The sequence below is a fragment of the Roseateles asaccharophilus genome (assembly GCF_004362405.1).
GTDB lineage: Bacteria > Pseudomonadota > Gammaproteobacteria > Burkholderiales > Burkholderiaceae_C > Kinneretia > Kinneretia asaccharophila.
This window is the reverse complement of the sequence record NZ_SNXE01000001.1, coordinates 499707-525837: the sequence shown is the minus strand read 5'-3', so window position 1 is coordinate 525837 and position 26131 is coordinate 499707. Positions and strand designations below refer to the sequence as shown.

28 protein-coding genes are annotated in these 26131 nt (G+C 68.3%); 19 read left to right on the top strand and 9 right to left on the bottom strand.

Translation table 11 applies throughout. From position 1 onward, the window contains the following. The first annotated feature begins 100 nt into the window (after window positions 1-100). On the top strand, window positions 101-964 hold the full coding sequence (locus DFR39_RS02365; RefSeq protein ID WP_246030650.1) for a protein NO VEIN domain-containing protein: 864 nt from the start codon (window positions 101-103) through the stop codon (window positions 962-964). A gap of 3 nt (window positions 965-967) precedes the next feature. Here DFR39_RS02365 and DFR39_RS02360 read toward each other — a convergent pair whose 3' ends face one another. The 3 genes from DFR39_RS02360 to DFR39_RS02350 all read right to left on the bottom strand — a co-directional run bounded on the left by DFR39_RS02360 (window position 968) and on the right by DFR39_RS02350 (window position 3629). Further along, the gene (locus DFR39_RS02360; RefSeq protein WP_133601921.1) at window positions 968-1909 is read right to left on the bottom strand and encodes a phosphorothioated DNA-binding restriction endonuclease; all 942 of its coding nucleotides are present in this window, start codon (window positions 1907-1909) and stop codon (window positions 968-970) included. Then, on the bottom strand, window positions 1906-2868 hold the full coding sequence (locus DFR39_RS02355; RefSeq protein ID WP_133601920.1) for a nuclease-related domain-containing protein: 963 nt from the start codon (window positions 2866-2868) through the stop codon (window positions 1906-1908). The genes DFR39_RS02360 and DFR39_RS02355 overlap by 4 nt, the downstream gene beginning before the upstream one ends. Before the next feature lie 182 nt (window positions 2869-3050). Next, window positions 3051-3629, bottom strand: coding sequence for a hypothetical protein (locus DFR39_RS02350; RefSeq protein ID WP_133601919.1), 579 nt, complete (start codon window positions 3627-3629; stop codon window positions 3051-3053). Between the two features lie 264 nt (window positions 3630-3893). Here DFR39_RS02350 and DFR39_RS02345 point away from each other — a divergent pair, with 264 nt between their 5' ends. After that, window positions 3894-4256, top strand: a complete 363-nt coding sequence (locus DFR39_RS02345) for a hypothetical protein (protein ID WP_133601918.1) — start codon at window positions 3894-3896, stop codon at window positions 4254-4256. A gap of 69 nt (window positions 4257-4325) precedes the next feature. Further along, entirely contained in the window at window positions 4326-4580 is a 255-nt protein-coding gene (locus DFR39_RS02340; protein WP_246030649.1) for a hypothetical protein, read from the top strand. Window positions 4581-4677: 97 nt separating this feature from the next. Here DFR39_RS02340 and DFR39_RS02335 read toward each other — a convergent pair whose 3' ends face one another. The 3 genes from DFR39_RS02335 to DFR39_RS19770 all read right to left on the bottom strand — a co-directional run bounded on the left by DFR39_RS02335 (window position 4678) and on the right by DFR39_RS19770 (window position 7146). Further along, on the bottom strand, window positions 4678-5133 hold the full coding sequence (locus tag DFR39_RS02335; RefSeq protein WP_133601917.1) for a hypothetical protein: 456 nt from the start codon (window positions 5131-5133) through the stop codon (window positions 4678-4680). 173 nt (window positions 5134-5306) lie between these two features. Beyond that, on the bottom strand, window positions 5307-6542 hold the full coding sequence (locus tag DFR39_RS02330; RefSeq protein WP_133601916.1) for an RtcB family protein: 1236 nt from the start codon (window positions 6540-6542) through the stop codon (window positions 5307-5309). A 448-nt stretch (window positions 6543-6990) separates the two neighbouring features. Continuing rightward, window positions 6991-7146, bottom strand: coding sequence for a hypothetical protein (locus tag DFR39_RS19770; RefSeq protein ID WP_162849383.1), 156 nt, complete (start codon window positions 7144-7146; stop codon window positions 6991-6993). 157 nt (window positions 7147-7303) lie between these two features. Here DFR39_RS19770 and DFR39_RS02325 point away from each other — a divergent pair, with 157 nt between their 5' ends. After that, window positions 7304-7675 carry a hypothetical protein gene (locus DFR39_RS02325; protein WP_133601915.1) on the top strand — a complete coding sequence of 124 codons (372 nt, stop codon included), beginning with the start codon at window positions 7304-7306 and terminating at the stop codon, window positions 7673-7675. Here DFR39_RS02325 and DFR39_RS02320 read toward each other — a convergent pair. Then, window positions 7669-9057 carry a Gfo/Idh/MocA family protein gene (locus DFR39_RS02320; protein ID WP_133601914.1) on the bottom strand — a complete coding sequence of 463 codons (1389 nt, stop codon included), beginning with the start codon at window positions 9055-9057 and terminating at the stop codon, window positions 7669-7671. The two genes, DFR39_RS02325 and DFR39_RS02320, sit on opposite strands and share 7 nt — an antisense overlap. Before the next feature lie 146 nt (window positions 9058-9203). On the opposite strand from DFR39_RS02320, the gene DFR39_RS02315 reads away from it, so the two are divergent. The 15 genes from DFR39_RS02315 to DFR39_RS02245 all read left to right on the top strand — a co-directional run bounded on the left by DFR39_RS02315 (window position 9204) and on the right by DFR39_RS02245 (window position 24668). Further along, a complete protein-coding gene (locus DFR39_RS02315; protein WP_133601913.1) occupies window positions 9204-10160 on the top strand; it encodes an NAD(P)-dependent oxidoreductase in 957 nt (318 codons plus the stop codon). 642 nt (window positions 10161-10802) lie between these two features. Beyond that, the gene (locus DFR39_RS02310; protein WP_133601912.1) at window positions 10803-11426 is read left to right on the top strand and encodes a DUF2242 domain-containing protein; all 624 of its coding nucleotides are present in this window, start codon (window positions 10803-10805) and stop codon (window positions 11424-11426) included. A 236-nt stretch (window positions 11427-11662) separates the two neighbouring features. After that, entirely contained in the window at window positions 11663-12586 is a 924-nt protein-coding gene (locus DFR39_RS02305) for a dihydrodipicolinate synthase family protein (protein ID WP_133601911.1), read from the top strand. 10 nt (window positions 12587-12596) lie between these two features. After that, the gene (locus tag DFR39_RS02300; protein ID WP_133601910.1) at window positions 12597-13217 is read left to right on the top strand and encodes a TRAP transporter small permease; all 621 of its coding nucleotides are present in this window, start codon (window positions 12597-12599) and stop codon (window positions 13215-13217) included. A 1-nt stretch (window position 13218) separates the two neighbouring features. Then, complete coding sequence (locus tag DFR39_RS02295; RefSeq protein ID WP_133601909.1) at window positions 13219-14475, top strand: TRAP transporter large permease; 1257 nt, start codon at window positions 13219-13221, stop codon at window positions 14473-14475. A gap of 29 nt (window positions 14476-14504) precedes the next feature. After that, window positions 14505-15494: a TRAP transporter substrate-binding protein gene (locus DFR39_RS02290; protein WP_133601908.1), complete on the top strand. Its 990-nt coding sequence runs from the start codon at window positions 14505-14507 to the stop codon at window positions 15492-15494. A gap of 8 nt (window positions 15495-15502) precedes the next feature. Beyond that, window positions 15503-17029 carry an aldehyde dehydrogenase (NADP(+)) gene (locus tag DFR39_RS02285; protein ID WP_133602389.1) on the top strand — a complete coding sequence of 509 codons (1527 nt, stop codon included), beginning with the start codon at window positions 15503-15505 and terminating at the stop codon, window positions 17027-17029. A 191-nt stretch (window positions 17030-17220) separates the two neighbouring features. Beyond that, window positions 17221-17865, top strand: coding sequence for a YitT family protein (locus tag DFR39_RS02280; protein WP_133601907.1), 645 nt, complete (start codon window positions 17221-17223; stop codon window positions 17863-17865). Between the two features lie 149 nt (window positions 17866-18014). Beyond that, a complete protein-coding gene (locus DFR39_RS02275; protein ID WP_133601906.1) occupies window positions 18015-18386 on the top strand; it encodes a hypothetical protein in 372 nt (123 codons plus the stop codon). Window positions 18387-18406: 20 nt separating this feature from the next. Then, the gene (locus DFR39_RS02270) at window positions 18407-18856 is read left to right on the top strand and encodes a hypothetical protein (protein WP_133601905.1); all 450 of its coding nucleotides are present in this window, start codon (window positions 18407-18409) and stop codon (window positions 18854-18856) included. 75 nt (window positions 18857-18931) lie between these two features. Continuing rightward, the gene (locus DFR39_RS20345) at window positions 18932-21226 is read left to right on the top strand and encodes a helicase-related protein (RefSeq protein ID WP_133601904.1); all 2295 of its coding nucleotides are present in this window, start codon (window positions 18932-18934) and stop codon (window positions 21224-21226) included. A 108-nt stretch (window positions 21227-21334) separates the two neighbouring features. Further along, window positions 21335-22216 carry a phosphonate ABC transporter ATP-binding protein gene (phnC, locus tag DFR39_RS02260; RefSeq protein ID WP_133601903.1) on the top strand — a complete coding sequence of 294 codons (882 nt, stop codon included), beginning with the start codon at window positions 21335-21337 and terminating at the stop codon, window positions 22214-22216. Window positions 22217-22267: 51 nt separating this feature from the next. Continuing rightward, on the top strand, window positions 22268-23251 hold the full coding sequence (phnD, locus tag DFR39_RS02255) for a phosphonate ABC transporter substrate-binding protein (RefSeq protein WP_133601902.1): 984 nt from the start codon (window positions 22268-22270) through the stop codon (window positions 23249-23251). 23 nt (window positions 23252-23274) lie between these two features. Next, window positions 23275-24087, top strand: a complete 813-nt coding sequence (gene phnE, locus DFR39_RS02250) for a phosphonate ABC transporter, permease protein PhnE (RefSeq protein ID WP_133601901.1) — start codon at window positions 23275-23277, stop codon at window positions 24085-24087. Then, window positions 24084-24668: an HD domain-containing protein gene (locus tag DFR39_RS02245; RefSeq protein WP_409846872.1), complete on the top strand. Its 585-nt coding sequence runs from the start codon at window positions 24084-24086 to the stop codon at window positions 24666-24668. Before phnE ends, DFR39_RS02245 begins: the two co-directional genes overlap by 4 nt. A gap of 2 nt (window positions 24669-24670) precedes the next feature. Here DFR39_RS02245 and DFR39_RS02240 read toward each other — a convergent pair whose 3' ends face one another. Together DFR39_RS02240 and phnF are read right to left on the bottom strand one after the other, a co-directional pair. Next, the gene (locus tag DFR39_RS02240; protein WP_133601900.1) at window positions 24671-25357 is read right to left on the bottom strand and encodes a DUF1045 domain-containing protein; all 687 of its coding nucleotides are present in this window, start codon (window positions 25355-25357) and stop codon (window positions 24671-24673) included. Beyond that, the gene (gene phnF, locus DFR39_RS02235) at window positions 25354-26106 is read right to left on the bottom strand and encodes a phosphonate metabolism transcriptional regulator PhnF (RefSeq protein WP_133601899.1); all 753 of its coding nucleotides are present in this window, start codon (window positions 26104-26106) and stop codon (window positions 25354-25356) included. The genes DFR39_RS02240 and phnF overlap by 4 nt, the downstream gene beginning before the upstream one ends. Window positions 26107-26131 lie beyond the last annotated feature (25 nt).

The window sequence follows — 26131 nt, the reverse complement described above, 5'->3', positions numbered from 1 at the left end:
GGGCCCCGCCTAAACGACAGGGCTTTGAATACCTATCAGGGCCCACATTCCAGACTTCTGAGTTGACGGACGCAAGCAACTAACCACGGACCGCGCTTCGTTGAAGCGGCAGCTAAACGGCGCGACTCGACCGCCAAATTCGGAATTTGATGTTCTCGGCCGGCAACGGATTGATCTCGTCCGATTGGTGCTGGACCTGAATGGGCAGAGCTTCAACAAGGCTGAGCGGCGGCGTCGCCTGCAGCCCCTGCTCCATCAGCGCTCGGACGCGTCTATCGAATTCAAGCGGCGCAATATCAGCGCCGTACTCCAAGGGCTCGGGATTCCGCCGCTACGCGGCTACTTGCCCGCGAGCAATGTTCAGCGCGAGCTCGTTGAAGAAGTAGGGCGGCAGCTTGGTTCACGCAAGGACGTTGATACCTCGGCCCTGTCCGCCGTTGAACGCCCGACACACGTACCAGACCAGTACGACTTTTCGAAAGTGCGTTCGGACGCGCCCAAAGTCAATCATCGAACCGCTGAGCCATCACCCGCGTACTTGCGCACGCCGATCAAACGCGATTACTTCGAGCGCGAGGCCAGCAATCGCAAGATGGGCCTTGCCGGTGAGGAATTTGTTTTGCGCTACGAGCAGTGGCGGCTCGCCCACCTCGGACTGGGGCAGTTGGCTGACAAAGTGGAGCATGTCGCTGTGACCCAAGGCGACGGCCTGGGCTACGACATTCGCAGCTACGCACTGGACGGCAGCGAGCGGCATCTGGAAGTTCAGACCACGGCCTTTGGGCAAATGACGCCGTTCTTCGTGTCCAGCAAGGAAGAGCGGTTTTCACGGGATCACGCCGAATCCTTCGTGCTCTGCCGAGTTTTTGACTTCCGCTCGTCGCCTCGATTGTTTGAGCTGCCCGGTCAAATCGCACAGCACTGCAATCTCGATCCCGTGACATTCCGAGCTAGTTTCCAGTAGCCGCTACTGCCGCGCCGGTGTCTTGAAAATGTTCTTCTGATTCCAGGCTAGATACTCGGCACCTGGGTTCATGGCGGGTGACTGCGGCGAAATCATGGGCCGGCCATGGAACTGCATTTGAGCCGCGCCAATTGCGTGCTGGCTGAAGACGATGCGGCGCTCCAAGGGTTCGACGGTAAACGCCCCCATATCGAACATCTTGTGATGCGTAGCGCACAGGCTCAGGCCATTGACCACCAAGTCGGGACCATCAGCCGTGTGCCATTGAATATGGGCAGCCTCCAGGCCCACTGGCATGTGGCTCACACGCAGATCAAAGCCGCAGATACAGCAACGGTATTCATAGGCCCGCAGCACCTCGTCTCGGAAGCCCGCATCCCTGCGGCGCTTGGATACAGCGGGCTTGCCATAGGCGGGTGCCTCAGGCTCGGCCAGCCGCCGAGCATCAGATGACATGTCGAGACCCAGGACCTGGATCAGGTCTTCGTGCAGGCTGGGAGGAAACGTGGTCGTCAGCAACCGGGCGGCGACCTCAACCAACAAGCCGGGGTCTCGTCTTAGTGCCTCATAGACGGCCGGACTGAACCCCGCCTCAATCCCCGCGCTTCGAAGTTCGCCGAGATTGGGCGTTGCCGCTGGCGGTCGCTCCAGCAGGGTGGCTGGCCCCTTCAAATCCCACAGCGAGCCGTTCCCGTCGGTGCGCAAATGCCAGAAAGGGTAATGCCGTGAACCCGGAGCACTGCTCGGGCCGAATTGGGTCAATAGCGCTTTGAGCTCTTGGTCGTAGGCGGCAAATGGTTGCAGGCGAGCTTCACCCCGCTGGAGGTGCGCCAAGGCCAGCAAGAGCATCAATGGCTTGTGAGGCGCATAGACCCCGCGCCGCAGCGCCCGCCGAATCTGATCGACCTCAGCAAGTACCTGCTCCCGCTGAGTAGCCGCGTTCATGCAGCCTCCGCCTGGTGCGCGCGGCAGAACTGCAGCCCGCCGAACCGCCTCGGGTTGTTCCAACAGAACTTGCCCTCGGCGTAGCTAATCTTTGAATGGCATTTCACACATTCCAGCTTGCGGTAGAGCGGATGGTCTTCGACCGACTGGGTGGCTTGCGGACTTGCCTCAGACTTGGCACGAGCCTCGACGCTATTGGCCGTGGCCGGCTGGGCCGACTTGGCAGGGCGAGGTGCCATGAACGCCGGTAGCGCCAGAGGATCTTGAGGCCGATGCTGGCGAGCAAGCTTTTCGGCCCAGCTCTTGAGTGTGTCGCTGCTGTGCACATTCATCAGCATGCCGAACGTGGCACCGACGCCCATGCGCTCATTCACATAGCGCTCATGCCAGCTGGCGATTTGGTCCGCCTTGATCACGTCGCGAGTATCAAAGGCATTGGGTTTCGGCCGCTCAATGATGGCCTTCGGGTGGAGCAGCACTGCGTGATGAAAGACTGGCTTCAAGCCTGCCCGGCCCGTGATGTCCAAGCGCTCCAACAGACGGGTAAGCACCCGCTCATGTCGCCTGCTTTGCTCCAAGGGGGAGGGGATCCCATAGGCCTTGGTATTGCCATAGCGCACCGTGAACTCACCGTGCTCATTGATCTGTAAATGGCCGCTGAAGCACTTGGTCTCAAAGAGATAGATCTGCAAGGTACGGTGCAAAACCAGATGGTCGATCTGGGCCACCTCACCGTCGACACTGACCCGCAGGTCATGCAGTACCGCACTGTTGCTGCTGTCCTTGAGCCAGTTGTCGATGTAGTAGGCGGCGTCGCGTTCGCCCTGCAGGCCCAGTTGCAAACGATCCAGCTCCTCGCGCAGCCATTGCCGCTGCCGGGCGTCCAACTGCGTGGACTGTTGGAGATCGTTCAGAAGTTGTATGCGCTTGCGTTTGTCGTCGGCGGTCTTGATCAGCACGGTTGTTTGCGAGGGGCTGCTGCTGCCACCATATCCACTGCTGCGGATGCCGCATCAGCTCCACCCTCGTCTTGTAGTTCATATCCCTATGCGGCGGATTCTGCCGCTTTCGTGGACCAACAAGCGCGATGCTGGCCTGCGCGTCCTGTGCTGAATGTCACCACTTCGGCACAGCGGGCTGATCAATCAGCCCCGACCCCCACCTCATACACCCTCACCTCCCCACCCCCATGCATCACCCGCTCGCGCAGCCGCCAGCCGGCGCGCAGCATCAGGCTGTCCGAGGTGGCGGTGGCGCAGAAGAGGGTGGTGGCGTGCAGGGCCTGGTGGCGGTAGAGCGCACGCGCCTCGCTCACCAGGGCCTGCAGCAGCAGCAGGCCTATGCCTTGGCGGCGCAGGGCCTGGGGCACCAGGGCGGCGCCGGCCCAGGGGCCCAGGCCGGGGCAGGGGGCAAAGGGCTCGGTCTTGATGGCGGCAAAGCCGCAGAGACGCTCGGTGCCATCCGAACCCTTGGCATCGGTCTGCAGGGCCACCAGGCCCAGGGGCAGGGCGGCGGGGTCGGGCTGGGCATAGGCCAGCAGATCGCGGCGGGCGTCGCCCGGGCCGCCGGGGCCGTAGTAGCCGGGCCATTCGGCCTGGAACCAGGCTTGCAGCTCGGGGATGAGCTCGGGGCGCTCGCGCAGGGGCTGCACGCGCAGATGCCGCAGCGGCGAGGGCGGCTGCGCAGCGCTTGGGTGGCTGGGTGAATGAAGCAGGCTCATGGCCGCCAGCCTAACCCAGCGGCGGCCGACCTCGCGTCAATCAATGGTCAATAGTCGGCTTTGCAATATCGCCACAAGCCGCATGAACATTGACGTTGCGGGGTCGATGCCGATGGTCAGAGCTCCTGGAAACCGATGCAATAGGCATCAGTTTCTGGGAGTTCCGGAGCAAGGCTTGCTTGATGGCTGCCAATGACTCCAGCGGCGCCTCAGGATAATCCCGCCCATCACGCTTCCCCCCCATTTCAGCCGCCTCCACCCCCCATGAACGATGCCGCCCTCCCCGACCGCCTGCAAGCTCTGATCGACGAGCGCGTGTTCAACTTTGCGCAGGCGGCGCAGCGGCACTTCAAGACCAATGACTTGGTGGTGCTGCTGGACTTCCGAGCCGAGACGCCGGAGCTGGAGGCGCTGCCGCGGCAGGCGCTGGCCGAGGCGCAGGAGCTGTCGCTGGAGGTGAAGCTGAAGCTGGCGCGGCCGGCCTCGGCCTTGAGCCCGGTGTTCGGGGCGCCCGAGCAGGCCTTCTGGTTTGTGGTGATCCACGAGGATGAGGATGCCGACTGCGGCGCCATCAGCGCGGCGGTTCAGGGCGCGCCGTTTGCGGACAAGCTTTCGGGCCAGGGCTGAAGGACTGTCGCTGACGCCCTTTTGCACTCTTGCACGCTTGCCTGCTTGTCTGCTTCCCGTACCGCATCGATGAACAAACCCTCCCCCCTGCGCCGCCTGCTCTCCCTGCGCGCCCCTTCCCCAGCGCCCGCGCCGGCCGGGCCGGTGGATGATCTGGCGCAGGCGCGCGCCCTGATCGCGGCCATCGATGCGGGCGGCATTCCGCTGTACCCGGGCAAGGTGAACCAGATCGCGCGGGCGCTGGGGCTGGAGGTGTCGCGCGAGGCGCCGGTGGAAGAGACCGTGGCGCGGATACGGGCGCACTTGCAGGCTGAGGGCGGCTGAGGAGAGGGCCCCGCCGCAGACGAGGTGTCAGCGGGCAGGTGAGCCGCCGCCCGCCTCAAGCAGCGGCGGCCGGCCTCGCGTCAGTCCCTCGCGTCAATCAATAGCGCCAGGGGTTCTCGGGCCGGCGGTCCCAGCGGTCGGGCACGCCGTCGCGGTCGCTGTCGCGGCGGGCTCCGCGGCGGTAGGCACCGCGGTCATCATCATCGTCGTCATCACGCTGGTAGTAGTGATGATGGTGATGGTGGTGCTTGTGCTGATGCCGGCGCTCGCGGTAATGGCCGTAGGCGGGCGGGCCGTAGACGATGGGGGCGGGGTGAACATAGATGCCGCGCGGGGGCGGCAGGTACACCACACCCGGGTGGCCAGGGTGGCCGTGGCCGGGCGAGCCTATGGTGACGGACCAGCGCACATCGGGGTTGGCCTGGGTGCTTTGCAGGGTGGCCAGGCTGCCCAGAACCATCAGCAGCAGGGCGGCTGCGGCCTTCTTCTTCCCGCAGCAGCTGGCAGGCGCGGACACGGGCAGGTCTTGGGCATGCGGTGAGTTCGGCAACATGGGCGCACTCCTTCCTGGCTGGTGAGGTGGCAAAGGGTCAAGGGGCCCGCGGAAGGGCGGGCAACGAGCGCTCAACGCTGCTGCGCCGAGCCTGGCTGACAGGCAATTTGTAAGCGCCGGCTTCGAGATGTGAAGCCGACGCTGCCGCTGCCCAGCACCCCGGGTGCTCTGGCTCAGCCCTTCACGCACACCACCTGCTTCAGGGTGTGCAGCACCTCCACCAGATCCTGCTGGGCGGCCATGACGGCGTCGATGTCCTTGTAGGCCGCGGGCGTCTCGTCGAGCACGTCCTTGTCCTTGCGGCATTCCACGCCCTCGGTGGCCGCGCGGTGATCGGCCAGGGTGAACTGGCGCTTGGCATCGCCGCGGCTCATCACGCGGCCGGCGCCGTGCGAGCAGCTCTCGAAGCTCTCGGGGTTGCCCTTGCCGCGCACGATATAGCTGCGCGCGCCCATGCTGCCGGGGATGATGCCCAGCTGGCCGGCCTTGGCGCTGACGGCCCCCTTGCGGGTGACGTAGACCTCCTCGCCGAAGTGGCGCTCCTTCTGCACATAGTTGTGGTGGCAGTTCACCGCCTCGATGTGCGACTGGAAGTTCTTGCGGATCACGGTCTTGGCCGCCTCGATCACGCGGCGCATCATCAGCTCGCGGTTCAGGGCCGCGAACTTCTGGGCCCAGCCCACGGCACGCACATAGTCGCCGAAGTAGCGCGCGCCTTCCTCGAAATAGGCCAGGTCGCGGTCGGGCAGATTGGCGTTGTGGCGCAGCGCGTCCTGCTTGGCCAGCTCGATGAACATGGTGCCGATGGCATTGCCCACGCCGCGCGAGCCCGAGTGCAACATGAACCAGACAGCGCCGTCCTCATCCAGGCAGACCTCGATGAAATGGTTGCCGCTGCCCAGGGTGCCCAGATGGTTGCGGTGATTGGTCTTGGCCAGCTTGGGGTAGTCGCGGCAGAGCTCGCTGAACTCCGGCTCCAGCTGGGCCCAGGCCGTGTCCACCGAGCCCGGCACCTTGCCCCAGGCGCCCGGATCGCGGGCACCGGGCGCGCGGCCATGGGGCACGGCGCGCTCGATGGCGCTGCGCAGAGGCGCCAGATTGTCCGGCAGGTCTTCGGCACGCAGCGTGGTCTTGGCGGCCATCATGCCGCAGCCGATGTCCACGCCCACCGCCGCCGGGATGATGGCGCGCAGCGTGGGAATGACCGAGCCCACCGTGGCGCCTATGCCCAGGTGCACATCGGGCATGGCCGCGATGTGCTTGAAGACGATGGGCAGGCGCGCGGCATTGGCCAGCTGACGGCGTGCCGCGTCTTCCACCGGCACGCCGCGGGTCCACATCTTGATGGGCACGCCACCGGGCACCTCTTCCTGCAGATGGTTCTCTTGTTGTTCTTGCTTGTTGTTCATGGTCTTCTCCCTGAGGCCGTTTGCCAGGCGGGCCTCGCATTTGAATCAAGGTCATCCCTCACGATAGTTGAGGGTGGCCGGTGACGGGTTCCGGCGCCGCCCAATCCTCGCGGCCGGTTTGGCTTCGCGAAGCGCGAGCTCCACGCGAAGCGGTCTGGTGAAGCACAGGACCCGAGGATCCGACTTCGGCTGTGCCCGAGCGCGACGCTCCCGTCGGAGCTGGTGTGTCGCTGCACGTGGGGCTGGCCCTTGCGATCGGCCCCGCGCACATCCCGGACCGCCAACACCATTGCAGCGCGGCCACGGAGTGCAAGGACACAGCCGAAGTCGGACGGCGACTCCCTGTGTCTTCTCAATCAAGCGACGCCGCCTCGGCGTCCAAAAGCAAGAGGCCCGGATCCTTGCGGAATCCGGGCCTCTGGGTGACAGAGCTTGGAGTGCTGACGCCCTAGGCGCCGCGCTCTCCCGGATGCAGGAACTTCCGACCTTCTGCTGCTTCAGCAGCGCGAATACCGACACGCGCGCTCATCCCGCCCAAGGCGGCCATGCGCAGCGCGCAAGCGGCTGTCAGGCGGGCGTTGATGAGAGGGCGGCGGGTCTTCACGATGGGTCCTTTCCTGGAAATCTGTGGCTGATCTTGTCGGGCAGCCGGCTTGGCCTGTCCCGTGGCTGCGCACTGTAAATAGTCTTTACTCCACGGTCAAGCCCTTGCGACAATCGCGCTGTTGTCTCTTTGCCTCAGCTGTCCGCTGGCTCCCACCGTGGCCGATACCACTCTCGCGCGTCGCCAGAACGTGCTGATTCTTTTCCAGGCCTTTGCCGAGCAGGCCCTGGCCGCAGGCGCGCCGCCCAAGGGCCTGGAGCAGGCCTTTGCCGCGCAGCTGCAGATCTCGCCCAGCATGTGGAGCCAGATCAAGAGCGCCCGCCCCATTGGCGACAAGCTGGCGCGCCAGATCGAGGCGCTGTGCGCGCGGCCCGTGGGCTGGCTGGACGAGGACCATCCCGAGGCCCCGCCCAGCCCGGCCGAGCGCGAGTTCATGGCCCTGGCCCTGGCTGCCTGGCGAGCAAGCAATGGCGCGGGACGCAAGCTCCTGCGCCAGGAGCTCAAGCGCGTGCTGGAAGACGCTCAGTAGCGCTCATCGAAGGCGAAGATGGGCTTGCGCGTTTTCCAGGCACCCGCCGTGAAGTCCGGAAACTCCAGGGTCTTGAAGCCCTGGGCGATGGACTGCTCGGAGAGCGGCGTGATGGCGCTCCAGGCCACGGCGTCGTAGATGTCGATGGGCATGGGCGCGCCGGCCTTGAGCGCCTCCACAAAGGCATGGATCACGAAGAAGTCCATGCCGCCATGGCCCGCGCCCTCGGCGGCGGCGGCATGCTTCTTCCACAGCGGGTGCTCGAACCGGTCCTGGTAGGGCTGGAAGGGCTCCCACTGGTGGGGCTTGCTGCGGCCCTCGATGTGGATGGACTGGTTCACGTCCATCCACAAGCCCTTCGTGCCCTGCACGCGAAAGCCCAGGGAGTAGGGGCGGGGCAGGGAGGTGTCGTGCTGGAGCAGGATGGTCTCGCCGTTCTCGCAGGCCAGGCTGGTGGTGACGATATCGCCCAGCTTGAAGCGCACCCGCGCATTGGGATGGTCCTTGCCGCCCTGGGCCTGCACATAGTCCTGCAGGCCGCGCGCCTTGCTGGCAAAGGCGTTGATGTGGGTGAAGCGGTTGCCGCGGTGGATATTGGCGTACATGGCGCAGGGGCCAATGCCATGGCTGGGGTAGAGCTCGCCATTGCGCTGCACCGAGTGCTCGGTGCGCCAGCGCGCCTCGCTCCAGCCCTTGGGGCCGAACTCCACGCCGCCGCCATAGGGCTTGGCGGGGTCGCCGCTGTTGAACTTCACGGCGCGCAGATCATGCTGGTAGCCGCCCTGCAGATGCACCAGCTCGCCAAAGAGCCCGGCGCGCACCATCTGCAGCACGGCCAGCACATCGCGGCGGTAGCAGACGTTCTCCAGCAGCATATAGGGCGTGCCGGTTTGGAGCTGGGTGTTGAGCACATCCCAGTGGTCCTGCAGCGTGATGCCGGCCACCACCTCGCAGCCCACGGCCACCCGGCCCTGCATGGCGCCGATGGCCATGGGTGCATGCCACTCCCAGGGCGTGGCGATGATCACGCCGTCCAGCCCGGCCTTGGCCAGCATCTGGCGCCAGGCCTCGGGGTCGCGGTCCTCGCCCCAGGTGGCGGGGCGGGGGCGGCCGGCCTTCTCGGCCATGGCCAGGGCCTTGGCCAGCATCAGGGGTTCGATATCGCAGAGCGCGGCCACCTCCACGTCCTCGCGGCGCAGCAGCTCGCGCAGCAAGACCTGGCCCCGCAGCCCGGTGCCAATCATGCCCAGGCGCAGACGCGTGCGGGGGCGGGCCGGAGCCATGGCGCGCACGGCGCCGCTGCTGGCAGCCAGGCCCAGGCCGGCGGTGCTGGCCAGCAGCAGCGCGCGGCGCTGTGGGGATTTCAGGGATGGTGGCGTCATGGGCGTCTCCTCCGGCCGGTGTGAGTCTTGTTCTGGCCGGGCACTCTGCCAGAAATTGCGCGGCACCCGGCCCGGGGCTTGCCCCCAAGTTCGCAGCACGCACCGCCCATGCGCCAGAGGCCCGGGCTGCGGCGATGATGGGCGGCATGAAGACCACATCGCCCAAGAAACCCCTGTGCCTGCTGCTCGTGGCCCTGGCCGATGAGTACAAGGCCCTGCTGCACGAGCGCTTCGAGCTGATCGACGCACCCACCGCCGCCCTGCGCGCCGCTGCCATTGCCCAGCGTGGCGCCGAGATCGAGCTGGTGCTCAGCAATGGCGCCACCGGCCTGCGCGCCGAGGAGATGGACGCCATGCCGCGCCTGCGCCTGGCCGCGGCCCAGGGCGCCGGCTACGAGAACCTGGACGTGGCGGCCGCCAAGGCCCGCGGCCTGGCCGTGTGCAACGGCGCCGGCACCAATGACAGCTGCGTGGCCGACCACACCCTGGCCCTGCTGCTGGCCAGCGTGCGCGCCCTGCCGCAGCAGGACCGCGCCCTGCGCGAGGGCCTGTGGCGCGACGCCCTGCCCCTGCGCCCCAGCCTCAACGGCCGCCGCCTGGGCGTGCTGGGCCTGGGCACCATAGGCCGCAAGATCGCGCTACGCGCCCAGGCTTTCGAGATGCAGATCGGCTATCACAACCGCCGCCCGCGCCCCGATGCAGCGGCCGACTGGGCCTATTTCGACAGCCCGCGCGCCCTGGCCGAATGGGCCGACTATCTGGTGGTGGCCGCGCCCGGCGGCGCCGACACGCGCCATATCGTCAATGCCGAGGTGCTGGCCGCCCTGGGCCCGCAAGGCCATCTGGTGAATATCGCGCGCGGCAGCCTGGTGGACACCGCCGCCCTGGCCGAGGCCCTGGCCGCGGGCCGCCTCGCCGGCGCGGCCCTGGATGTGTATGAGAGCGAGCCGCGCCCGCCCGAGGCCCTGCTGGGCTTTGCCAATGTGGTCCTCACCCCGCATATCGCGGGCTGGTCGCCGGAGGCCATACGCGCCACCGTCGAGCTCTTCATCGCCAATGTCCAGGCCCTGGACCAGGGCCAGCCCCTGCTGACGCCGCTGTGAAGCGGGCGGCCGCGGCACCCCTCCCCGCCGCCGCGGCCCTGAAATCCCCCTCGATCCCATCGCGTTTTTCAGCGCTTCCGCGGGCCGCCCGGCCCGGGGAATGCCCCGGCTTGCGCGCCTGCATGGCCGCGCTAGGCTGGGCCTGGGCCGCGTGCACACCAAGGCTGGCAACGGCCCCGAGCCCGCGGCAGGACGTCAATCGGCGCCACGTCCTTTCTGGTGGATGTTCGCGGTTTCCGCCGTCACGGATTCCGTGTTTCCTTACTTCCTTACTTCCTTGCTTTCCGACGTTCCGAATTGACGACTTTCGCCGGTCGGCCAAGCAGGCCGGCGGCACGCAAAAACGGCCCGAAAACACAGCAAAACAAGGCAGACCCCGCCGGGCGGGGATGGGGGGAGGGCGGCAAAGAATGGGCAGAGGCCCAAACGGGCCGCCGGCCGGGAAATGGGGGGCCGAAAAAGTGGGCTGAGCGCGGCCCAGGCGCGCGCGCCGGCCTGGAAAAACAAGGCAGACCGTTACAACTTGTATCGGCGCGGCGGCCCCAAAGTGGCGAGAGCCGATCGGGGTGGCGGCATCGACATGGGGTGGTGTGGGGTAGGGGGTGGCGGAGCGCCGCGGGCTCAGGCGGGATAATCACGGCCATGTTCAGCCCCCTCTTTGCGCGCACCGGTTTCCAGCTGCTGCTGCTCTCCCTGCTGAGCGGCTGTGCCAGCAAGATCAGCCTCAATCCCCTCAGCCCGCCCCCGCCGCCCAAGCCCGTCTACCAGAGCGAGCGCTTCCAGGCGGACGAGACCTTCTCCCGCTTGTTTGACGCCAGCGTGGACGACACCTGCGAGGCCGCCCGCCGCGCCCTGCTCAGCCAGGGCTATGTGCTGAGCCTGGCCAACAAGGGCATGGTCAAGGGCAGCAAGGGCTTCCAGCCCGAGGGCGAGGTGCATGTGGAGATCAGCTTCAACATCGTCTGCGTGCCCGATGGCAGCAACGGTCAGCTCTCCACCGCCTATGTCAGCGCCCAGCAGGATCGCTATGTGCTCAAGAAGAGCCCCAACTCCACCAGCATCGGCGTGAGCGCCATCGGCTCCATCTCGGTGCCCCTGTCCTCCACCCAGGACTCCCTGGTCAAGGTGGCCTCCGAGACCATTCCGGCCGGCGCCTTCTACGACCGCTTCTTTGCCCTGATGCAGCGCCTGGTGCGCGAGCTGGGCAATGGCGAAGGCGGTGGCAGCACCGCCCTGGACGGCGACAACAGCACGCCCCAGCGCTAAGCCCGCGGGCGCCGCCCGGCGCCCCAGCCCCATCACCCATTCCCCTTGCGAAGCCGCCCGCCCGGCAGGACGGATGGCGGCCTGCCGCGCCCAGGGCGCTGCACTGGCGGCCCCGTGCCGGGCCCGGCCGAACTCATGGTTTACGCCGATGTATGTCTGAAATACTCTAAATATATTTATAGAGAATTTCAGAGCCAGGCCCCTGCGCGGGGCCTCCACATCCCCTAGGAGTCCCCATGAGCACCCCCCACCAGCCGCGCTGGAGCGGCATCTTCCCGGCCGTGACAACCAAGTTCCATGCCGATGAGCGCATCGATGCCGAGGGCACGGCCCGCCACATCGACTTCCAGATCCGCAACGGCATCCATGGCCTGGTGACCTGCGGCTCTCTGGGCGAGGCCAGCACCCTGACGCTGGAGGAGAAGGTGGAGGTGGCGCGCATTGCCCTGCAGGCCGCCGAGGGCCGCATCCCGGTGCTGGCCAATGTCTCCGAGACCAGCACCCGCGAGGCCCTGCGCTATATCGAGGCCTGCAACAAGATCGGCGTGGCCGGCTATATGGTCATGCCCTCGGTCATCTATGTGGCCGATGCCCGCGAGGCCATGCTGAATGTGCGCAGCATGGCCGAGGCGGCGCAAAAGCCCATCATGGTCTACAACAACCCGGTGGCCTACCGCGTGGACCTGAAGCCGGAGCACATGCAGGAGCTGGCCGACTGCCAGTGGATCGCCGCCATCAAGGAAAGCACCGGCGACATCCGCCGCATCACCGATCTGCGCAACGCCCTGGGCGACCGCTACCAGCTCTTCTGCGGCGTGGACGATCTGGCCTATGAGGCCCTGGCCCTGGGCGCCGACGGCCTGCTGGCCGGCGTGGGCTGCGCCTTCCCGCGCGAGACCGTGGCCCTGTTCGAGCTGATGAAGGCCGGCCAGTGGGCCGAGGCGCTGAAGCTCTACCAGTGGATGACGCCCATGCTGCACCTGGATGTGTCCAACAAGCTGGTGCAGAACTTGAAGCTCATCGACGTGCTGGCCGGCGTGGGCAGCGAGCATATGCGCAAGCCCCGCCTGCCCCTGATCGGCGAGGAGCGCGCCTTCGTTACCGCCGTGGTCGAGAAGGCCCTGGCCACACGGCCCGAGCAATACCGCTCCGTCGCCTGAGGACAGCGCCATGCAAGACCCTGCTGCACCGACGCGACAAGGCTGGGCCCGCTGGGTGCAGCAGGCCTCCGGCGCCATCCTGGCGCTGGAGCGCCTGGCCCTGATGGGGCTGATGGGCTTGCTGACCCTGCTGATCCTGCTCAATGTCGTGACCCGCTACACGGGCATGCCGCTGTACTGGGTGGACGAGGCCTCGGTCTACACCGTGGTCTGGCTCTGCTTTGTGGGCGCCTCCGCCATGACGCGGCTGCGCCTGGACTTCGCGGTGACCCTGCTCACCGACTGGCTCAGCGAGCGCAACGCGCGGCGGGTCAAGGCCCTGGCCACCTTCGGCGTGCTGCTCTTCGGCCTGGCCCTGCTGACCATGTGCTGGGTCTGGATGGACCCGGTGGGCATCGCCCGTTACGGCTTCGACGCCAAGGCCTATGCGGCCGACAGCTTCAATTTCCTCTACACCGAGCGCACCCAGACCCTGAACTGGCCCAGCTGGGCCGTGCAGCTGGTGCTGCCGCTCTTCGGCATCGGCTTCACGGTGCATGCCGCGGCCAATCTGGTGGAGGACCTGGGCCTGCGTCCGCGGGCCGAGATTCGCGGCTTTGATCTCGGCAATGCCGAGGAAACGGTGAACTGAGATGAGCACCGGCATCTTCTTCCTGCTCGTGATGCTGCTGGGCGTGCCCATCGGCGTCTGCCTCTGCCTCTCGGGCATCGTCTACATCTATGCCAGCGACGCCCAGGTGCTGTTCCAGTCCTTTCCCAGCCAGATGTTCGGCGGGGTGGACAGCTACGGCCTGATCGCCATTCCGCTCTTCATCCTGATCGGCGAGATCATGAGCAGCGGCGGCATCACGCGCCGCCTGGTGGAGCTGGCCATGGGCTTTGTGGGCGCGGTGCGCGGCGGCCTGGCCTACGTGAACATCCTGGCGAACATGATGCTCGCCTCCATCATCGGCTCCGCCACTGCCCAGGTGGCCATCATGTCCAAGATCATGGTGCCGGAGATGGAGAAGCAGGGCTATGACAAGACCTTCGCGGCCGGCGTCACCGTCTACGGCGGCATGCTGGGCCCCATCATCCCGCCCTCGGTGATGTTCGTGGTCTACAGCGTGCTGGCCCAGGTGGCCGTGGGCGACATGCTGATGGCCGGCCTGCTGCCCGGCATCCTGCTGACCCTGCTGTTCTTCGTGCTCATCGCCTGCATGGGCTATTTCTACAAGTACCCGCGCAGCGAGAAGAAGAGCCTGCGCGAGCGCGGCCGCATCATCCTGCGCGCCTCGCCCACCTTGCTGATCCCCATCGTGATCGTGGGCTCCATCCTGGCCGGCCTGGCCAACCCCACCGAATCGGGCGCCGTGGTCTCGGTCCTGGTGGGCCGCTTCGTGACCCGCGAGTTCCGCTTCGCCATGCTGCCGCAGATCCTGCTGCGCGCCGCCGTGTACTCGGCCATCGTGCTCTTCCTGGTGGCCGCCGCCGCGGTCTTCTCCTGGTTGCTGATCTACGGCAAGGTGCCCCAGGCCGCCGCGGCCTGGATCCAGACCGTGGCCAAGGACCCGGTGAGCTTTCTGCTGATCACCAATCTGATCCTGCTGGTGATCGGCACCGTGATCGACGGCATCCCCGGCCTGATCATGACCGTGCCCATCCTGCTGCCCATCGCCACCGAGATCTATCACATCGACCCGCGCCACTTCGGCGTGGTGGTGGTGGTGAACCTAGTGCTGGGCCTGATGTCGCCGCCCGTGGGCCTGAGCTTCTTCGTGGCCGCCGCTGTCACCGGCGCCAAGCCCGGAAAGATGTTCCTGGTCACCTTGCCCTTCTTCCTGATCTGCTGTGTGGCCCTGGTGCTGCTCTCGCTCTTCCCCAGCCTCTCCCTCGGCCTGCTGAACTGAACCCCCACCCAACCACAAAAGGTTCCGCCATGACCCTGCTGACCCGCCGCCACTTCGTCCAAGCCAGCGCCGCGCTGGCCGCTCCGGCCTTCATCGGCCAGGCCCGCGCCCAGGGCAAGGAGTTCCGCCTGGGGCTCATCACCCCCGCCGGCCATTCCTGGAACCGCGCCGCCCTGGCCTTCGCCGAGACCCTGAAGAAGGAGACCAACGGCCGCCTGAGCGCCACCGTCTTCCACTCCGGCCAGCTGGGCAATGAGTCGGCCATGATGCAGCAGCTGCAGACCGGCGCCCTGGACATGGGCTGGATCCAGGCCGCCGAGCTGGGCTCGCGCGTGGCCAGCATCGCGTCCATCAACGCTCCCTACCTCGTGCGCTCCACCACCGATGTGGCCAAGCTGGTGCGCCACGAGGCCGCGCTCAAGCTGCTGGAGGTGCTGCCGCGCGAGACCGGCACCGTGGGCCTGGGCTGGGGCATCACCGGCATGCGCGTGGTCTTCTCCACCAAGGAGATTGCCAGCGTCAAGGACCTCAAGGGCATGAAGCTGCGCATCAACCCCACGCCGGTGTATCGCGACTTCTACCAGTCCCTGGGTGCCGCGCCCACACCCATCCCCACGCCCCAGGTCTTCGACGCCATGGCCAATGGCCAGGTGGACGGGCTGGAGGCCGATATCGAGTTCTCCTGGAACCAGCGCTTCGACAAGGTGGCCAAGGCCATGCTGCAGATGAACGCGCTCTTCATGCCCTTCGCCCCCCTGGTCTCGGGTCGGGTGTGGAAGGACCTGGATGCCAAGGACAAGGAGCTGATCCGCGGTCTGGTGCGCCAGAGCCTGGACGCGCAGATCCGCGACATCGTCACCACCGAGCTGGGCCTGATCGAGCGCTTCAAGGCCCTGCCTTTCCCCATCCGCACCGAGCCCGGCCTGGACACCGCCGCCCTGGCCCGCGAGTTCGACAAGGTCTGGCTGCCCAAGTCCCCGCAGATCGCCGAGCTGCGCAAGGTGGGAGCCTCGCTGTGAGCGTGTCCATGATCACCGGCGAACAACTGATAGGCGCCGGCGCACGCTACGGCCGGGCCGGCGAGCTGCAGGCCTGGAGCATGCTGCAGGGTCAGGCCTTGCCCGAGCGCTTTGGCGGCGGCGACGCGGCCGATGTGGACGCCGCCTGCCGCCTGGCCCAAGCCGCCTTCGACCCCTTCCGTCAGACCCCGCCCGAGACCCGCGCCCGCCTGCTGGAGGCCGTGGCCCAGGGCCTGCTGGACCTGGGCGAGGTGCTGATTGAGCGCGCGCACCTGGAAAGCGCCCTGCCCATCGTCCGGCTGCAGGGCGAGCGCGGCCGCACCGTGGGCCAGCTGCGCCTCTTCGCCCGCGTACTGCGCGAGGGCCACTGGCAGGGCCAGCGCTGGGACCCCGCCCAGCCCGAACGCCAGCCCCTGCCGCGGCCCGATCTGCGCCTGCGCCAGATCGGCCTGGGCCCGGTGGCCATCTTCGGTGCCAGCAACTTTCCCCTGGCCTTCTCGGTGGCGGGCGGCGACACGGCTTCGGCCCTGGCGGCCGGCTGCCCGGTGGTGGCCAAGGCCCACCCGGCCCACCCCGGCACCTCGGAGCTGGTGGGCCGGGTGATCCAGCAGGCCGTGCGTGAGCTGGACCTGCCCGAGGGCGTGTTCTCACTGCTGCACGATGCGGGCACCGCCCTGGGCCAGGCCCTGGTGGCGCACCCGGCCATCCAGGCCGTGGGCTTCACCGGCTCGCGCCGCGGCGGCCTGGCCCTGCTGGCCACGGCCCAGGCCCGGCCTCAGCCCATCCCGGTGTTTGCCGAGCTCAGCGCGGTAAACCCGGTCTTTCTGCTGCCCGGCGCCCTGAAAAGCCGCGCCGCGGCCCTGGCCCAGGGCTTTGCCGATTCCCTGACCCTGGGCGTGGGCCAGTTCTGCACCAACCCCGGCCTGCTGCTGGCCCTCGAAGGCCCGGAGCTGGACGCCTTCCTGGCCGCCGCCGGCCCGGCCCTGCAGGCCAAGCCCGCCGCGCCCATGCTCACACCGGGCATCACCGCGGCCTACGCCAGCGGCAGCGCCCGGCTCTGCGCCCAGCCGGGCGTGCAGGTCCAGGCCCAGGGTCCCGGTGCCCTGCTGGCCACCGCGCCGGCCAGCGCCTTCCTGGACAACCCGGCCCTGCACGAGGAGGTGTTTGGCCCCACGGCCTTGCTGCTGCGCTGCCGCGACGAGGCGGAGCTGCTGCGGGTGGCCGAGGCCCTGGAAGGCCAGCTCACCGCCAGCCTGCATGCCGAGCCCGAGGACGCGGCCCTGGCGCGCCGCCTGCTGCCGGTGCTGGAGCGCAAGGCCGGCCGCATCCTGGGCCGGGGCTTCCCCACCGGCGTGGAGGTCTGCGATGCCATGGTGCACGGCGGCCCCTGGCCCGCCACCACCAGCCCCCAGCACAGCTCGGTGGGCAGCCTGGCCATCCAGCGCTTTCTGCGCCCGGTCTGCTACCAAGACCTGCCGGACTGGCTGCTGCCCGAGGCCCTGCAGGACGAACAGCTTCGCCCTTCGGCGCTCTGACTCGGCACTGTCATCAAGCCATCACGCCGGGCGATTAGTCTGGTCTGTCTGTCATCATGTCCGCGCGGCTCTATGGGCCGCGGCACCGGCAGCTGCCCAGCGCGGCGGCTTGCCCAGGTGCCGATTTCCGGTATGCGACCCGCCCGCGGGCCTCGGCTCATGGCATGCTTGGCGGGCCCGAGCGCCCGCCCATGACCACGCCGCCCACCCCCAATACCGCCACCTTGCTGGACGATCCGGCCATCCGGCAGCACAGCTTCTTCGAGGACGCACAGGCCCTGTTCACGGGCGTGCTCTTCGTCTCCCTGGCCCTGATCCTGTTTGCCCAGGTGGGCCTGCTGACCGGCGGCACGGCGGGTGCGGCCTTTGTGCTGCACTACGCCACGGGCATAGGCCTGGGCAAGCTCTTCTTCCTGATCAACCTGCCCTTTTACTGGTTCGCCTGGACTCGCATGGGGCGCGAGTTCACGCTCAAGACCTTTGTGGCCATCGGCGTGCTGTCTCTGATGACGGAGTACTCGCCCCAGCTCTTTGCCATCGAGCGCATCCACCCGGCTTATGCGGCGGTGTTGGGTGGTCTGCTGCTGGGCTCGGGCTGCCTCTTCCTGGCGCGCCATCGCGCCAGCCTGGGCGGAGCCACCATCGTCTCGCTCTATCTGCAACAGGCCCGGGGCTGGCGGGCGGGCAAGGTGCAGATGCTGATCGACTGCTCCATCCTGCTGAGCTCCCTGGCTGTGGTCAGCCCGGACCGCGTGGCCTACTCGGTGCTGGCGGCCCTGGTGATGAATCTCTTCATCGCCGTCAACCACAGGCCGGGGCGTTACGCCGTGCTGTAAGCATGGGCCGGGCGGTATCGCCGCGCAGCTTCTTCTGCTAGCGTCGCAGCAGGATCTTCCCGATCCCGCTGTTTGCGGCCTGCAGCTGCGTCCGGGCCGCGCGTGCAGGGGTCCCGTCCCGGCGACCCGACGACGAGTGGAGATTCGCCTTGAAAGAACTCAAGCAAATGGCCGCGGCCTGCGCCCTGGGCCTGCTCGGCATGGGCGCCGTCGCGCAGAACAACGCCCCTCTGGCCTCCAAGGCCGACGCGGACGACATTGCCTTCGAGGAATCGATACGCAACTTCGGCTACATCTCGGGCACCGCCTACCAGTGCCTGGAACGCGACAAGCGCCTGGCGCATGAGCGTGAGGTGCTGGCCGCCTATGACGGGCTGGTGCGCATGTTCGGCTCGGACCGGGCCTTCTACTACGCCGCTGCCTTCGGTGCCGGCAGCACCGACGGCATAGACCGCAGCAAGTGCGCCTCCTTCCTGGAGCGGCACCGCGCCGCCATGGACGCCGGCAAGCGTGGCCGCTAGGCAGCGGTGGAGGTCAAACCATGAATCGAAGCATTGTTTCGGGCCTGGTCCTGCTGCTGGTGGGCGCCACGCTGCTGCCCATGGCACCGGCGGAGGCCAGCAACTGGGGCGCACGGCGCGAGTACCGTGAGGGCATGCGCGAGATCGCCCGCGAGCGCCGCGAGATGCGCAACAGCATCATGAACTCCTCCTCCCGTGCCGAGGCCCGGCGCGAGTACCGGGAAGGCATGCGCGAGATTGGCCGTGAACGCCGTGAGATGCGGCGCGAGATCGGGCGCGAGATCCGCCACGGTCAATGGCACGATGACCGCAACGATGGCGCGCGCCTGATTGCCGGCGTGCTGCTGGGAGCCGTGGTCGTGGCAGCGGTGCGCGGCCAGGAGCCGGAGCCACCGGCACCGGATCTGTGCTGGTACTGGTCCGACTCCAGCGGGGAGCGCGGCTACTGGGATCGTTGCGGCAGCAACTGAGTCGCCCCGGGCCACGCCGGTCCTCGTCCCACCAGGGCGCGGGGGCCGGCTGCCGTCTGTGTTCCACTCTCTACCGTGTCTGAAGTCCAATCCGCCTGTCCCGCCGCCGTCCCCGCTGACGCGCCCCTGAACTACGCCCTGCCCAATCCACGGCACGCGGCTCGCATCCCACCCGAGATCGGGCCCGAGCAATGGCTGCGCATACGCCAATCGGCCTACCAGCTGCCCCAGGTGCTGAGCCCGTCCGATGTGGACGAGAGCAACGGCCATGCCGGCAAGCCCGCCGATCTGGACCGCCTGGGCCTGATCCTGATCCAGAAGGCCGTCTCCGGCGGACGTCCCAGCCGCTGGATAGCCCCCCGCCTGATCGCCCCGGCCCTGGCCCATCTGGATGTGGTGGGCAGCGGCCCCACGGTGCGCGCCCTGATGCAGCAGCGCAGCCAGCAGCTCGAAGCCCTGGGCGTGCAGCGCGAGGGCCTGGGCTGGACCCGGCTGTGCAACCGCATGCTCAAGCTGGCGCATGAGGGCTGGCAGGTCCAGGTCTTCTACCGCGTGCCCCTGAACGAGCCAGCCCAGGAGGCCGCCATCTGGGCCTATTACCGCGACGGCGAGCACCAGGCCCTGCGCCAGGCCCTGGGCCAGCAGCCGGCCTATGAGCATGAGCAGCGCCTGCTGGCGCATCTGAACCAGCTGCTGATGCGCAGCGAGGCCATGGGCGTGAGCGCCGATCAGCTGGCCTCCCTGCTGCCGCGCCTGCAGTCGGAATGCGGCAAGCCCCAGCCCATAGACGCCCTGCTGGCCGCCTGCACCCGGGCCCAGGACCGCTGGGAGCGCCAGGTGGAAGAGCAGGGCACACTGGCCCGGCTGAACGACGAGCTGGCCTTCCGCGGCTACCCCGACAGCTTCCCCCTGGCCCGGCGCATGGGCCGCAAGATCACCCTGTTTGTGGGCGCGCCCAACAGCGGCAAGACCTATGGCGCCTTCGAACGCCTGGCCCAGGCCCGCGACGGCGCCTACCTGGCCCCGCTGCGCCTGCTGGCCCTGGAGGGCCGCGACCGCCTGGTGGGCCGCGGCGTGCCCTGCTCCCTGCTGACCGGGGAGGAGAACGTGCCGGCCGACAACGCCCGCGTGGTCTCCAGCACCATCGAGATGGTCAACACCAACAAGCCCATCGAGGTGGCGGTGATCGACGAGGCGCAGATGCTCTTCGACACCTACCGCGGCTGGGCCTGGACCCAGGCCATCGTGGGCGTACCGGCCCAGGAGCTGATCATCATCTGCTCGGCCTATGCCGTGCCCGCCATCGAGAACCTGCTGGGCCTGGCCGGCGAGCGCTGCGAGGTCAAGCACTTCGAGCGCAAGCAACAGGTGCAGCTGCTGGAGGCGCCCGTGCCGATTGCGGCACTGCAGCGCGGCGATGCGGTGGTGGCCTTCAGCCGCCGTGATGTGCTGATGCTGCGCGACCAGATCGCCAGCAGCGGCCACAGCGTCTCGGTGATCTACGGCGCCCTGCCGCCCGAGGTGCGGCGCCGCGAGGCCGAGCGTTTTGCGGAAGGGGCCTCGCAGGTGCTGGTGGCGACGGATGCCATCGGCATGGGTCTGAACCTGCCGATACGCCGCGTGCTCTTCAGCACCATGAGCAAGTTCGATGGCGAGGGTGACCGCCCCCTGGACACCTCCGAGGTGCACCAGATCGCCGGCCGCGCCGGGCGCTACGGCATGTTCGACGAGGGCTTTGCGGGCGTGCTGCGCGAGGCCGAACCCCAGGCCGCGCGCCACCTGCGCGAGCAGCTGGCCCGCAGCCCCAAGGCCCCGCGCGACTTCAAGGCCGCGGTGGCGCCCAACTGGTGGCATGTGCAGACCATTGCCACCCAGCTGGGTCTGGCGCGCCTGCATGCGGTGCTGAATGTGTTCATGCAGCAGCTGCGTCTGGATGATGCCCACTTCGCCGTGGCGGAGCTGGAGCAGATGCTGGAGCTGGCCGAGGCCCTGGACCGCGAGGCCGCCGCCCTGCCGCTCAAGAGCCGCTTCATCTACGCCCAGGCCCCGGTGGACAGCCGCACCCCCGGCCAGGTGCAGGAATACCTGGAATGGGCCGCCCGCCACGCCCGCACGGGCCAGGCCGGCCAGCCCTGGTTCCTGGACGATGTGGACGAACACAGCCGGCTGGACCGCATGGAACAGGCCCTGCGCTCCTGCACCCTGTGGCTGTGGCTGGATCTGCGCTTCCCCGGCGTTTACGGCAGCGTGGAGGCCGTGGTGGACCTGCGCAGCCGCCTCAACAACGGCATCGAGCATCACCTCAAGGGCAAGAAACCCCTGTGGCAGACCCGCGGCGGGCGCGGCGGACCACGGCGCGGGCGGGGCTGAAACGCCCGTCGGGGGCGGCTTTCAAGGGCCTGGCGGGCGCCGGACCTGTCATGCGGATGTCACCGGAGGTCTAGATGATTCGCGGCGTCGCCCACCTGGAGATGCCCGATGAACACGACGCCCTCGACGGCCGCTGCCGCCGCCATTGAAGTCCGTGACCTGTCCAAGCGCTTCGGCAATGGGCACCAGGCCCTGCGCGAGGTGAACCTGCGCGTGCAGCCCGGTGAGATGGTGGCCCTGCTGGGCGCCTCGGGTTCGGGCAAGTCCACCCTGCTGCGGCATCTGAACGGCCTGCACCGGGCCGATGCCGGCTCGGTCTCCGAGGTCCGGCTGCTGGGCCGCAACCTTCAAAGCGGCGGGCGCCTGAGCCCCGAGACGCGCGCCCTGCGCCGCGAGGTGGCCGCCATCTTCCAGCAGTTCAATCTGGTGGAGCGCCTGCCGGTGATGAGCAATGTGCTGGTGGGTGCCCTGCATCGCCTGCCCCTGTGGCGCAGCCTGCTGCGCGCCTTTCCCCAGCATGAGCTGCAGCGCGCCTATGAGGCCCTGCGCCATGTGGGCATCGAGGCCTGCGCCTGGCAGCGGGCGTCCACCCTCTCGGGCGGCCAGCAGCAGCGCGCCGCCATCTCGCGCGCCCTGGTGCAGGGCGCCAAGATCATCCTGGCCGACGAACCCATTGCCTCCCTGGACCCGGCCTCCAGCCGCCGCGTGATGGAGCTGCTGGCCCAGGTGAACCGCGAGCGCGGCGTCACGGTGCTGGTCTCCCTGCACCAGATCGACTACGCCTTTGCCTACTGCCCGCGCACCGTGGCCCTGCGCCAGGGCGAGGTGGTCTATGACGGCCCCACCGCCGAGCTCAGCGAGGAGCGCCTGCACCAGCTCTACGGCACCCAGGCCGGCGAGCTGCTGAACACCGGCCGCGACGAGGCCATGGCGCCCATGGGCGCCCGCTCGCCCCTGCCGCCGCTGACGGCCGTGCCCCAGGCGGCCTGAGCCCACACGCTTTCCCCTCACGTTCTCTTCCCCTCACCAGGAGTCGTTCCCATGTTCCAGCTCCAGCGTCGTGCCCTGGCCGTTCTGGCCCTTGCCGCCGTGGCCGCCCTGCCGCAGGCGCGCGCCCAGGCGCCCAAGGAAATCAGTTTCGGCATCATCTCCACCGAGTCCTCGGCCAATCTGAAGTCGGCCTGGCAGCCGCTGCTGGAGGACATGCAGAAGGTCACCGGCCTGAAGGTCAACGCCTTCTTCGCGCCCGACTATGCCGGCGTGATCGAGGGCATGCGCTTCAACAAGGTGCAGGTGGGCTGGTTCGGCAACAAGTCGGCCATCGAGGCGGTGGACCGCGCCCAGGGCGAGGTCTTCGCCCGCATGGTGCAGCCGGACGGCGGCATCGGCTACTGGGGCTTCATCATCGCCCGCAAGGACAGCCCGCTGAACAGCCTGGACGATGTGATCAAGCAGCGCCAGAACCTGACCCTGGGCTTTGGCGACCCCAACTCCACCAGCGGCGCCCTGGTGCCGGGCTACTACGCCTTCAGCCAGAACAAGGTGGACCCGACCAAGGACTTCAAGCGCATGGTGCGCGCCAACCACGAGACCAATATCCTGGCCGTGCATGGCAAGCAGATCGATATCGCCACCGTGGCCAGCGACGCCATGGAGCGCATGAAGCTCAAGCAGCCCGAGAAGCACGATGAGCTCAAGGTCATCTGGCGCTCGCCCCTGATCGCCAGCGACCCCATGGTCTGGCGCGCCGACCTAGACGCCGGCACCAAGAAGAAGGTGGCGGACTTCTTCCTCGCCTACGGCAAGCAGCCGCGCGAGAAGGAGATCCTGGCCAAGCTGACGATTGGCGGCTTCATGAAGTCGGACAACAGCCAGCTCAACCCCATCCGCCAGCTGGGCCTGGTGGCCGAGCGCGCCAAGATCGAGGGGGATGCCAATCTCTCGGCCGAGGACAAGGCACGCCGCCTGCAGGCCATCGACCAACGCCTGGCCGAGCTGGGCCAGCAGACGGCCGCCGCCAAGTAAACCGCCGGGAAGCGCAGCACACCATGTCCACCGCCAGCAGCAGCCTCCTGCACAAGGCCTCTTCAGCCGTTCCGGCACCGCCCAAGCCCAGCCTCTGGAGCCTGCTGGGTTGGGGCCTGCTCATCGCCCTGCTGGCGGCCTCCTGGCAGGGCGCCGATATGCGGCCCCTGGACCTGCTGCGCGACAGCGCCAATATGGCGGAATACGCGGGCGGCTTCTTCCCGCCCGACTTCCGCGAATGGCGCCAGTACCTTCAGGAGCTCGTCGTCACCCTGCAGATCGCGCTCTGGGGCTCGGCCCTGGCCGTGATCTGCTCGGTGCCCCTGGCCCTGCTGGCGGCCGGCAATATCACGCCCTGGTGGGTGCACCAGCCGGTGCGTCGCCTGCTGGACGCCTTCCGCTCGATCAATGAGATGGTCTTCGCCCTGCTCTTCGTGGTGGCGGTGGGCCTGGGACCTTTTGCCGGCGTGCTGGCGCTGTGGGTGCACACCACGGGCACCCTGGCCAAGCTCTTCAGCGAGGCGGTGGAGGCCATAGACCCGCAGCCGGTGGAGGGCATACGCGCCACCGGCGCCAATGTGCTGGAGGAGATCGCCTACGGCGTGCTGCCCCAGGTGATGCCGCTGTGGATCTCCTATGCGCTCTACCGCTTCGAGGCCAATGTGCGCTCGGCCTCGGTGGTGGGCATGGTGGGCGCGGGCGGCATCGGCATGCTGCTGTGGGAGGTGATCCGCGGCTTCCAGTACGGCCAGACCGCCGCCATCCTGCTGATGCTCATCGTCAGCGTGAGCCTGATCGACATGCTCTCCGCCCAGCTGCGCAAGAAACTCGTATGAGCCCCGACACCACACGCCAGGACTTCATCGCCCGTATCGGGCATATGTTGCGCAGCCAAGCGCATATGAGCTACGACGGCCAGCGCGCCGAGGCCGTCAGCGCCCTGGACCATGGCCTGCAATGCGCCCAGCTGGCCGAGTGGGCCGGCGCACCCGCCAGCCTGGTGGCCGCGGCCCTGCTGCACGACATCGGCCACTTTGCCGATGACGAGGTGGTGAGCCTGGGCGACACGGTGGATGACGAGCACGAGCTGCGTGCCCTGCCGCTGCTGAGCCAGGGCTTTGGCGCCGCGGTGCTGGAGCCCATACGCCTGCATGTGGCCGCCAAGCGCTATCTGGTGGCCACCGAGCCGGGCTACCGCGAGACCCTGTCCCCGGCCTCCCTGCACTCGCTGATGCTGCAGGGCGGCCCCATGAGCCCCGACGAATGCGCGGCCTTTGCGGCCCTGCCGTTCGCGCAGGATGCGCTGGCCCTGCGCCGCTGGGACGATGTGGGCAAGGAGGTGGGCAAGCCCACGCCCTCGCTGGACTACTACCTGGCCCTGCTGGACGAGGTGGCGGCGCTGGACGCGCGCGCCTGAGCTCAGGCCGCGAGCGGGTAGCGGCGCTTGAGCAGGAAGGGCTGTTCGGGCGCGGCCTGCACGAACAGGCCGATATCGCTGCAGCGCAGCGGCTGACTGGCCAGCACGGTGGCGAAATGCTGGCGCGCCTGCTGCAGCAAGGCCTCGCGCTGGGCCGGGGGCAGGGGATCGCTGAGCGTCATATGAAAGCGCCAGCCCTCCAGCACATGCGGGTAGCCCCATTGGCGCAGGCGCAGCAGGGCGGAGGCATCCAGGGGCTTGCCCAGGCGGCGCACCTGCTCGGCCGAGCTGGGCGGGGCGCGGAAGCGGTCGAAGCCGCAGACACAGTCATCGGCCAGGCGCCACAGCGCATGATCGCGCGGCAGGGGCTGGGCGGGGCGCAGGGCCACAAAGTCCGCCAGGCTGTCCACGGCCAGGGCCGGCATCTCGAAGGCCGGCGTGCGCGCGGCCAGGGCCTGCAAGGCCTCGTCCAGCCCGGCCTCGCTGCAGCCGGGGGCCAGGCGCATGGGCGCCTTCAGGGTGGCGTGAAAGCCATAGCGCCAGGGCTCGTAGCGCTGGGGCGGCGCGGGCCGGCGGTCCTGGGAGCGGGCCGGGTCGCGGCCCAGCCACTGGCAGCCGGCCTGCCACAGGGCATGGTCGGCCGCCGGGGCGTAGTAGATGGCGTAGCGCGTCTGCGCCCCGGCACTCATGCCAGAGCCTCGCCGGTATCCACCTGCAGTTGCACCGCATCGGCGGCAAACAGCGTGCAGGCGGCCTCCACCGGCACGCCCTGGGCGTCCACATTGGTGTAGTTGACCACCAGCACCGGCTGCGTCACGGGACGGGCCAGGGCATCGGCCTCATCGGGTGTGGGCAGACGGGCGGAGATGCTGGAGCGCAGGCGCGTGTAGTCGCCCACGCCCAGGCTGCGCAGGGCCGCGGTGATGGAGCGCTCACGCAGAAAGGCCTCGGCCATGCCCGCCAGGCGCGCACTCGGATAGGCCGCCGTGCTCAGGCTGATGGGTCGGCCGCGCACCGAGGAGCGGGTGTAGAGCAGCTCGATACGGCTGCCGGCCGAAATCTTCAGGGCCTGGGCCCAGGGGCCGGCGGGTCGCCCGGACTCCTGGGCCAGCAGCTCGCGCTCAGCGCGCTCGCCGGCCTCGGCCAGGTTCTCGCTCAGCCGGGTGCGCTTTTGCAGGGCGTAGTCCAGCACCAGCTCGCGCACCCAGGTCCCGCTGCCCTGGCGCACATTGACAAAGCCCTCTCGGGTGAGCGCCTGCACCGCCTGGCGCAGGGTGTGGCGGTTCACGCCAAAGCGTTCGGCCAGCAAGGATTCATTGGGCAGACGCGAGCCGGGCGCAAAGTGGCCGCTGGCGATATCGGCCCGCAGCGCCGCGGCAATCTGCTCCCAGCGGCGCGTGCCGCCGCGAGGGCTGTCCAGGGAGGTGGGGCTGCTCATCGCCTGCTCATGTCCTTTGATTCAA

What these genes read in the sequence shown, in the direction of transcription:
- DFR39_RS02360 (WP_133601921.1), bottom strand. Translation starts at nt 1,909, where the DNA reads ATGAACGCGGCTACTCAGCGGGAGCAGGTACTTGCTGAGGTCGATCAG.
- DFR39_RS02350 (WP_133601919.1), bottom strand. Translation starts at nt 3,629, where the DNA reads ATGAGCCTGCTTCATTCACCCAGCCACCCAAGCGCTGCGCAGCCGCCC.
- DFR39_RS02345 (WP_133601918.1), top strand. Translation starts at nt 3,894, where the DNA reads ATGAACGATGCCGCCCTCCCCGACCGCCTGCAAGCTCTGATCGACGAG.
- DFR39_RS02340 (WP_246030649.1), top strand. Translation starts at nt 4,326, where the DNA reads ATGAACAAACCCTCCCCCCTGCGCCGCCTGCTCTCCCTGCGCGCCCCT.
- DFR39_RS02335 (WP_133601917.1), bottom strand. Translation starts at nt 5,133, where the DNA reads ATGTTGCCGAACTCACCGCATGCCCAAGACCTGCCCGTGTCCGCGCCT.
- DFR39_RS02330 (WP_133601916.1), bottom strand. Translation starts at nt 6,542, where the DNA reads ATGAACAACAAGCAAGAACAACAAGAGAACCATCTGCAGGAAGAGGTG.
- DFR39_RS02320 (WP_133601914.1), bottom strand. Translation starts at nt 9,057, where the DNA reads ATGACGCCACCATCCCTGAAATCCCCACAGCGCCGCGCGCTGCTGCTG.
- DFR39_RS02315 (WP_133601913.1), top strand. Translation starts at nt 9,204, where the DNA reads ATGAAGACCACATCGCCCAAGAAACCCCTGTGCCTGCTGCTCGTGGCC.
- DFR39_RS02310 (WP_133601912.1), top strand. Translation starts at nt 10,803, where the DNA reads ATGTTCAGCCCCCTCTTTGCGCGCACCGGTTTCCAGCTGCTGCTGCTC.
- DFR39_RS02305 (WP_133601911.1), top strand. Translation starts at nt 11,663, where the DNA reads ATGAGCACCCCCCACCAGCCGCGCTGGAGCGGCATCTTCCCGGCCGTG.
- DFR39_RS02300 (WP_133601910.1), top strand. Translation starts at nt 12,597, where the DNA reads ATGCAAGACCCTGCTGCACCGACGCGACAAGGCTGGGCCCGCTGGGTG.
- DFR39_RS02295 (WP_133601909.1), top strand. Translation starts at nt 13,219, where the DNA reads ATGAGCACCGGCATCTTCTTCCTGCTCGTGATGCTGCTGGGCGTGCCC.
- DFR39_RS02290 (WP_133601908.1), top strand. Translation starts at nt 14,505, where the DNA reads ATGACCCTGCTGACCCGCCGCCACTTCGTCCAAGCCAGCGCCGCGCTG.
- DFR39_RS02285 (WP_133602389.1), top strand. Translation starts at nt 15,503, where the DNA reads ATGATCACCGGCGAACAACTGATAGGCGCCGGCGCACGCTACGGCCGG.
- DFR39_RS02280 (WP_133601907.1), top strand. Translation starts at nt 17,221, where the DNA reads ATGACCACGCCGCCCACCCCCAATACCGCCACCTTGCTGGACGATCCG.
- DFR39_RS02270 (WP_133601905.1), top strand. Translation starts at nt 18,407, where the DNA reads ATGAATCGAAGCATTGTTTCGGGCCTGGTCCTGCTGCTGGTGGGCGCC.
- phnC (WP_133601903.1), top strand. Translation starts at nt 21,335, where the DNA reads ATGAACACGACGCCCTCGACGGCCGCTGCCGCCGCCATTGAAGTCCGT.
- phnD (WP_133601902.1), top strand. Translation starts at nt 22,268, where the DNA reads ATGTTCCAGCTCCAGCGTCGTGCCCTGGCCGTTCTGGCCCTTGCCGCC.
- phnE (WP_133601901.1), top strand. Translation starts at nt 23,275, where the DNA reads ATGTCCACCGCCAGCAGCAGCCTCCTGCACAAGGCCTCTTCAGCCGTT.
- DFR39_RS02245 (WP_409846872.1), top strand. Translation starts at nt 24,084, where the DNA reads ATGAGCCCCGACACCACACGCCAGGACTTCATCGCCCGTATCGGGCAT.
- DFR39_RS02240 (WP_133601900.1), bottom strand. Translation starts at nt 25,357, where the DNA reads ATGAGTGCCGGGGCGCAGACGCGCTACGCCATCTACTACGCCCCGGCG.
- phnF (WP_133601899.1), bottom strand. Translation starts at nt 26,106, where the DNA reads ATGAGCAGCCCCACCTCCCTGGACAGCCCTCGCGGCGGCACGCGCCGC.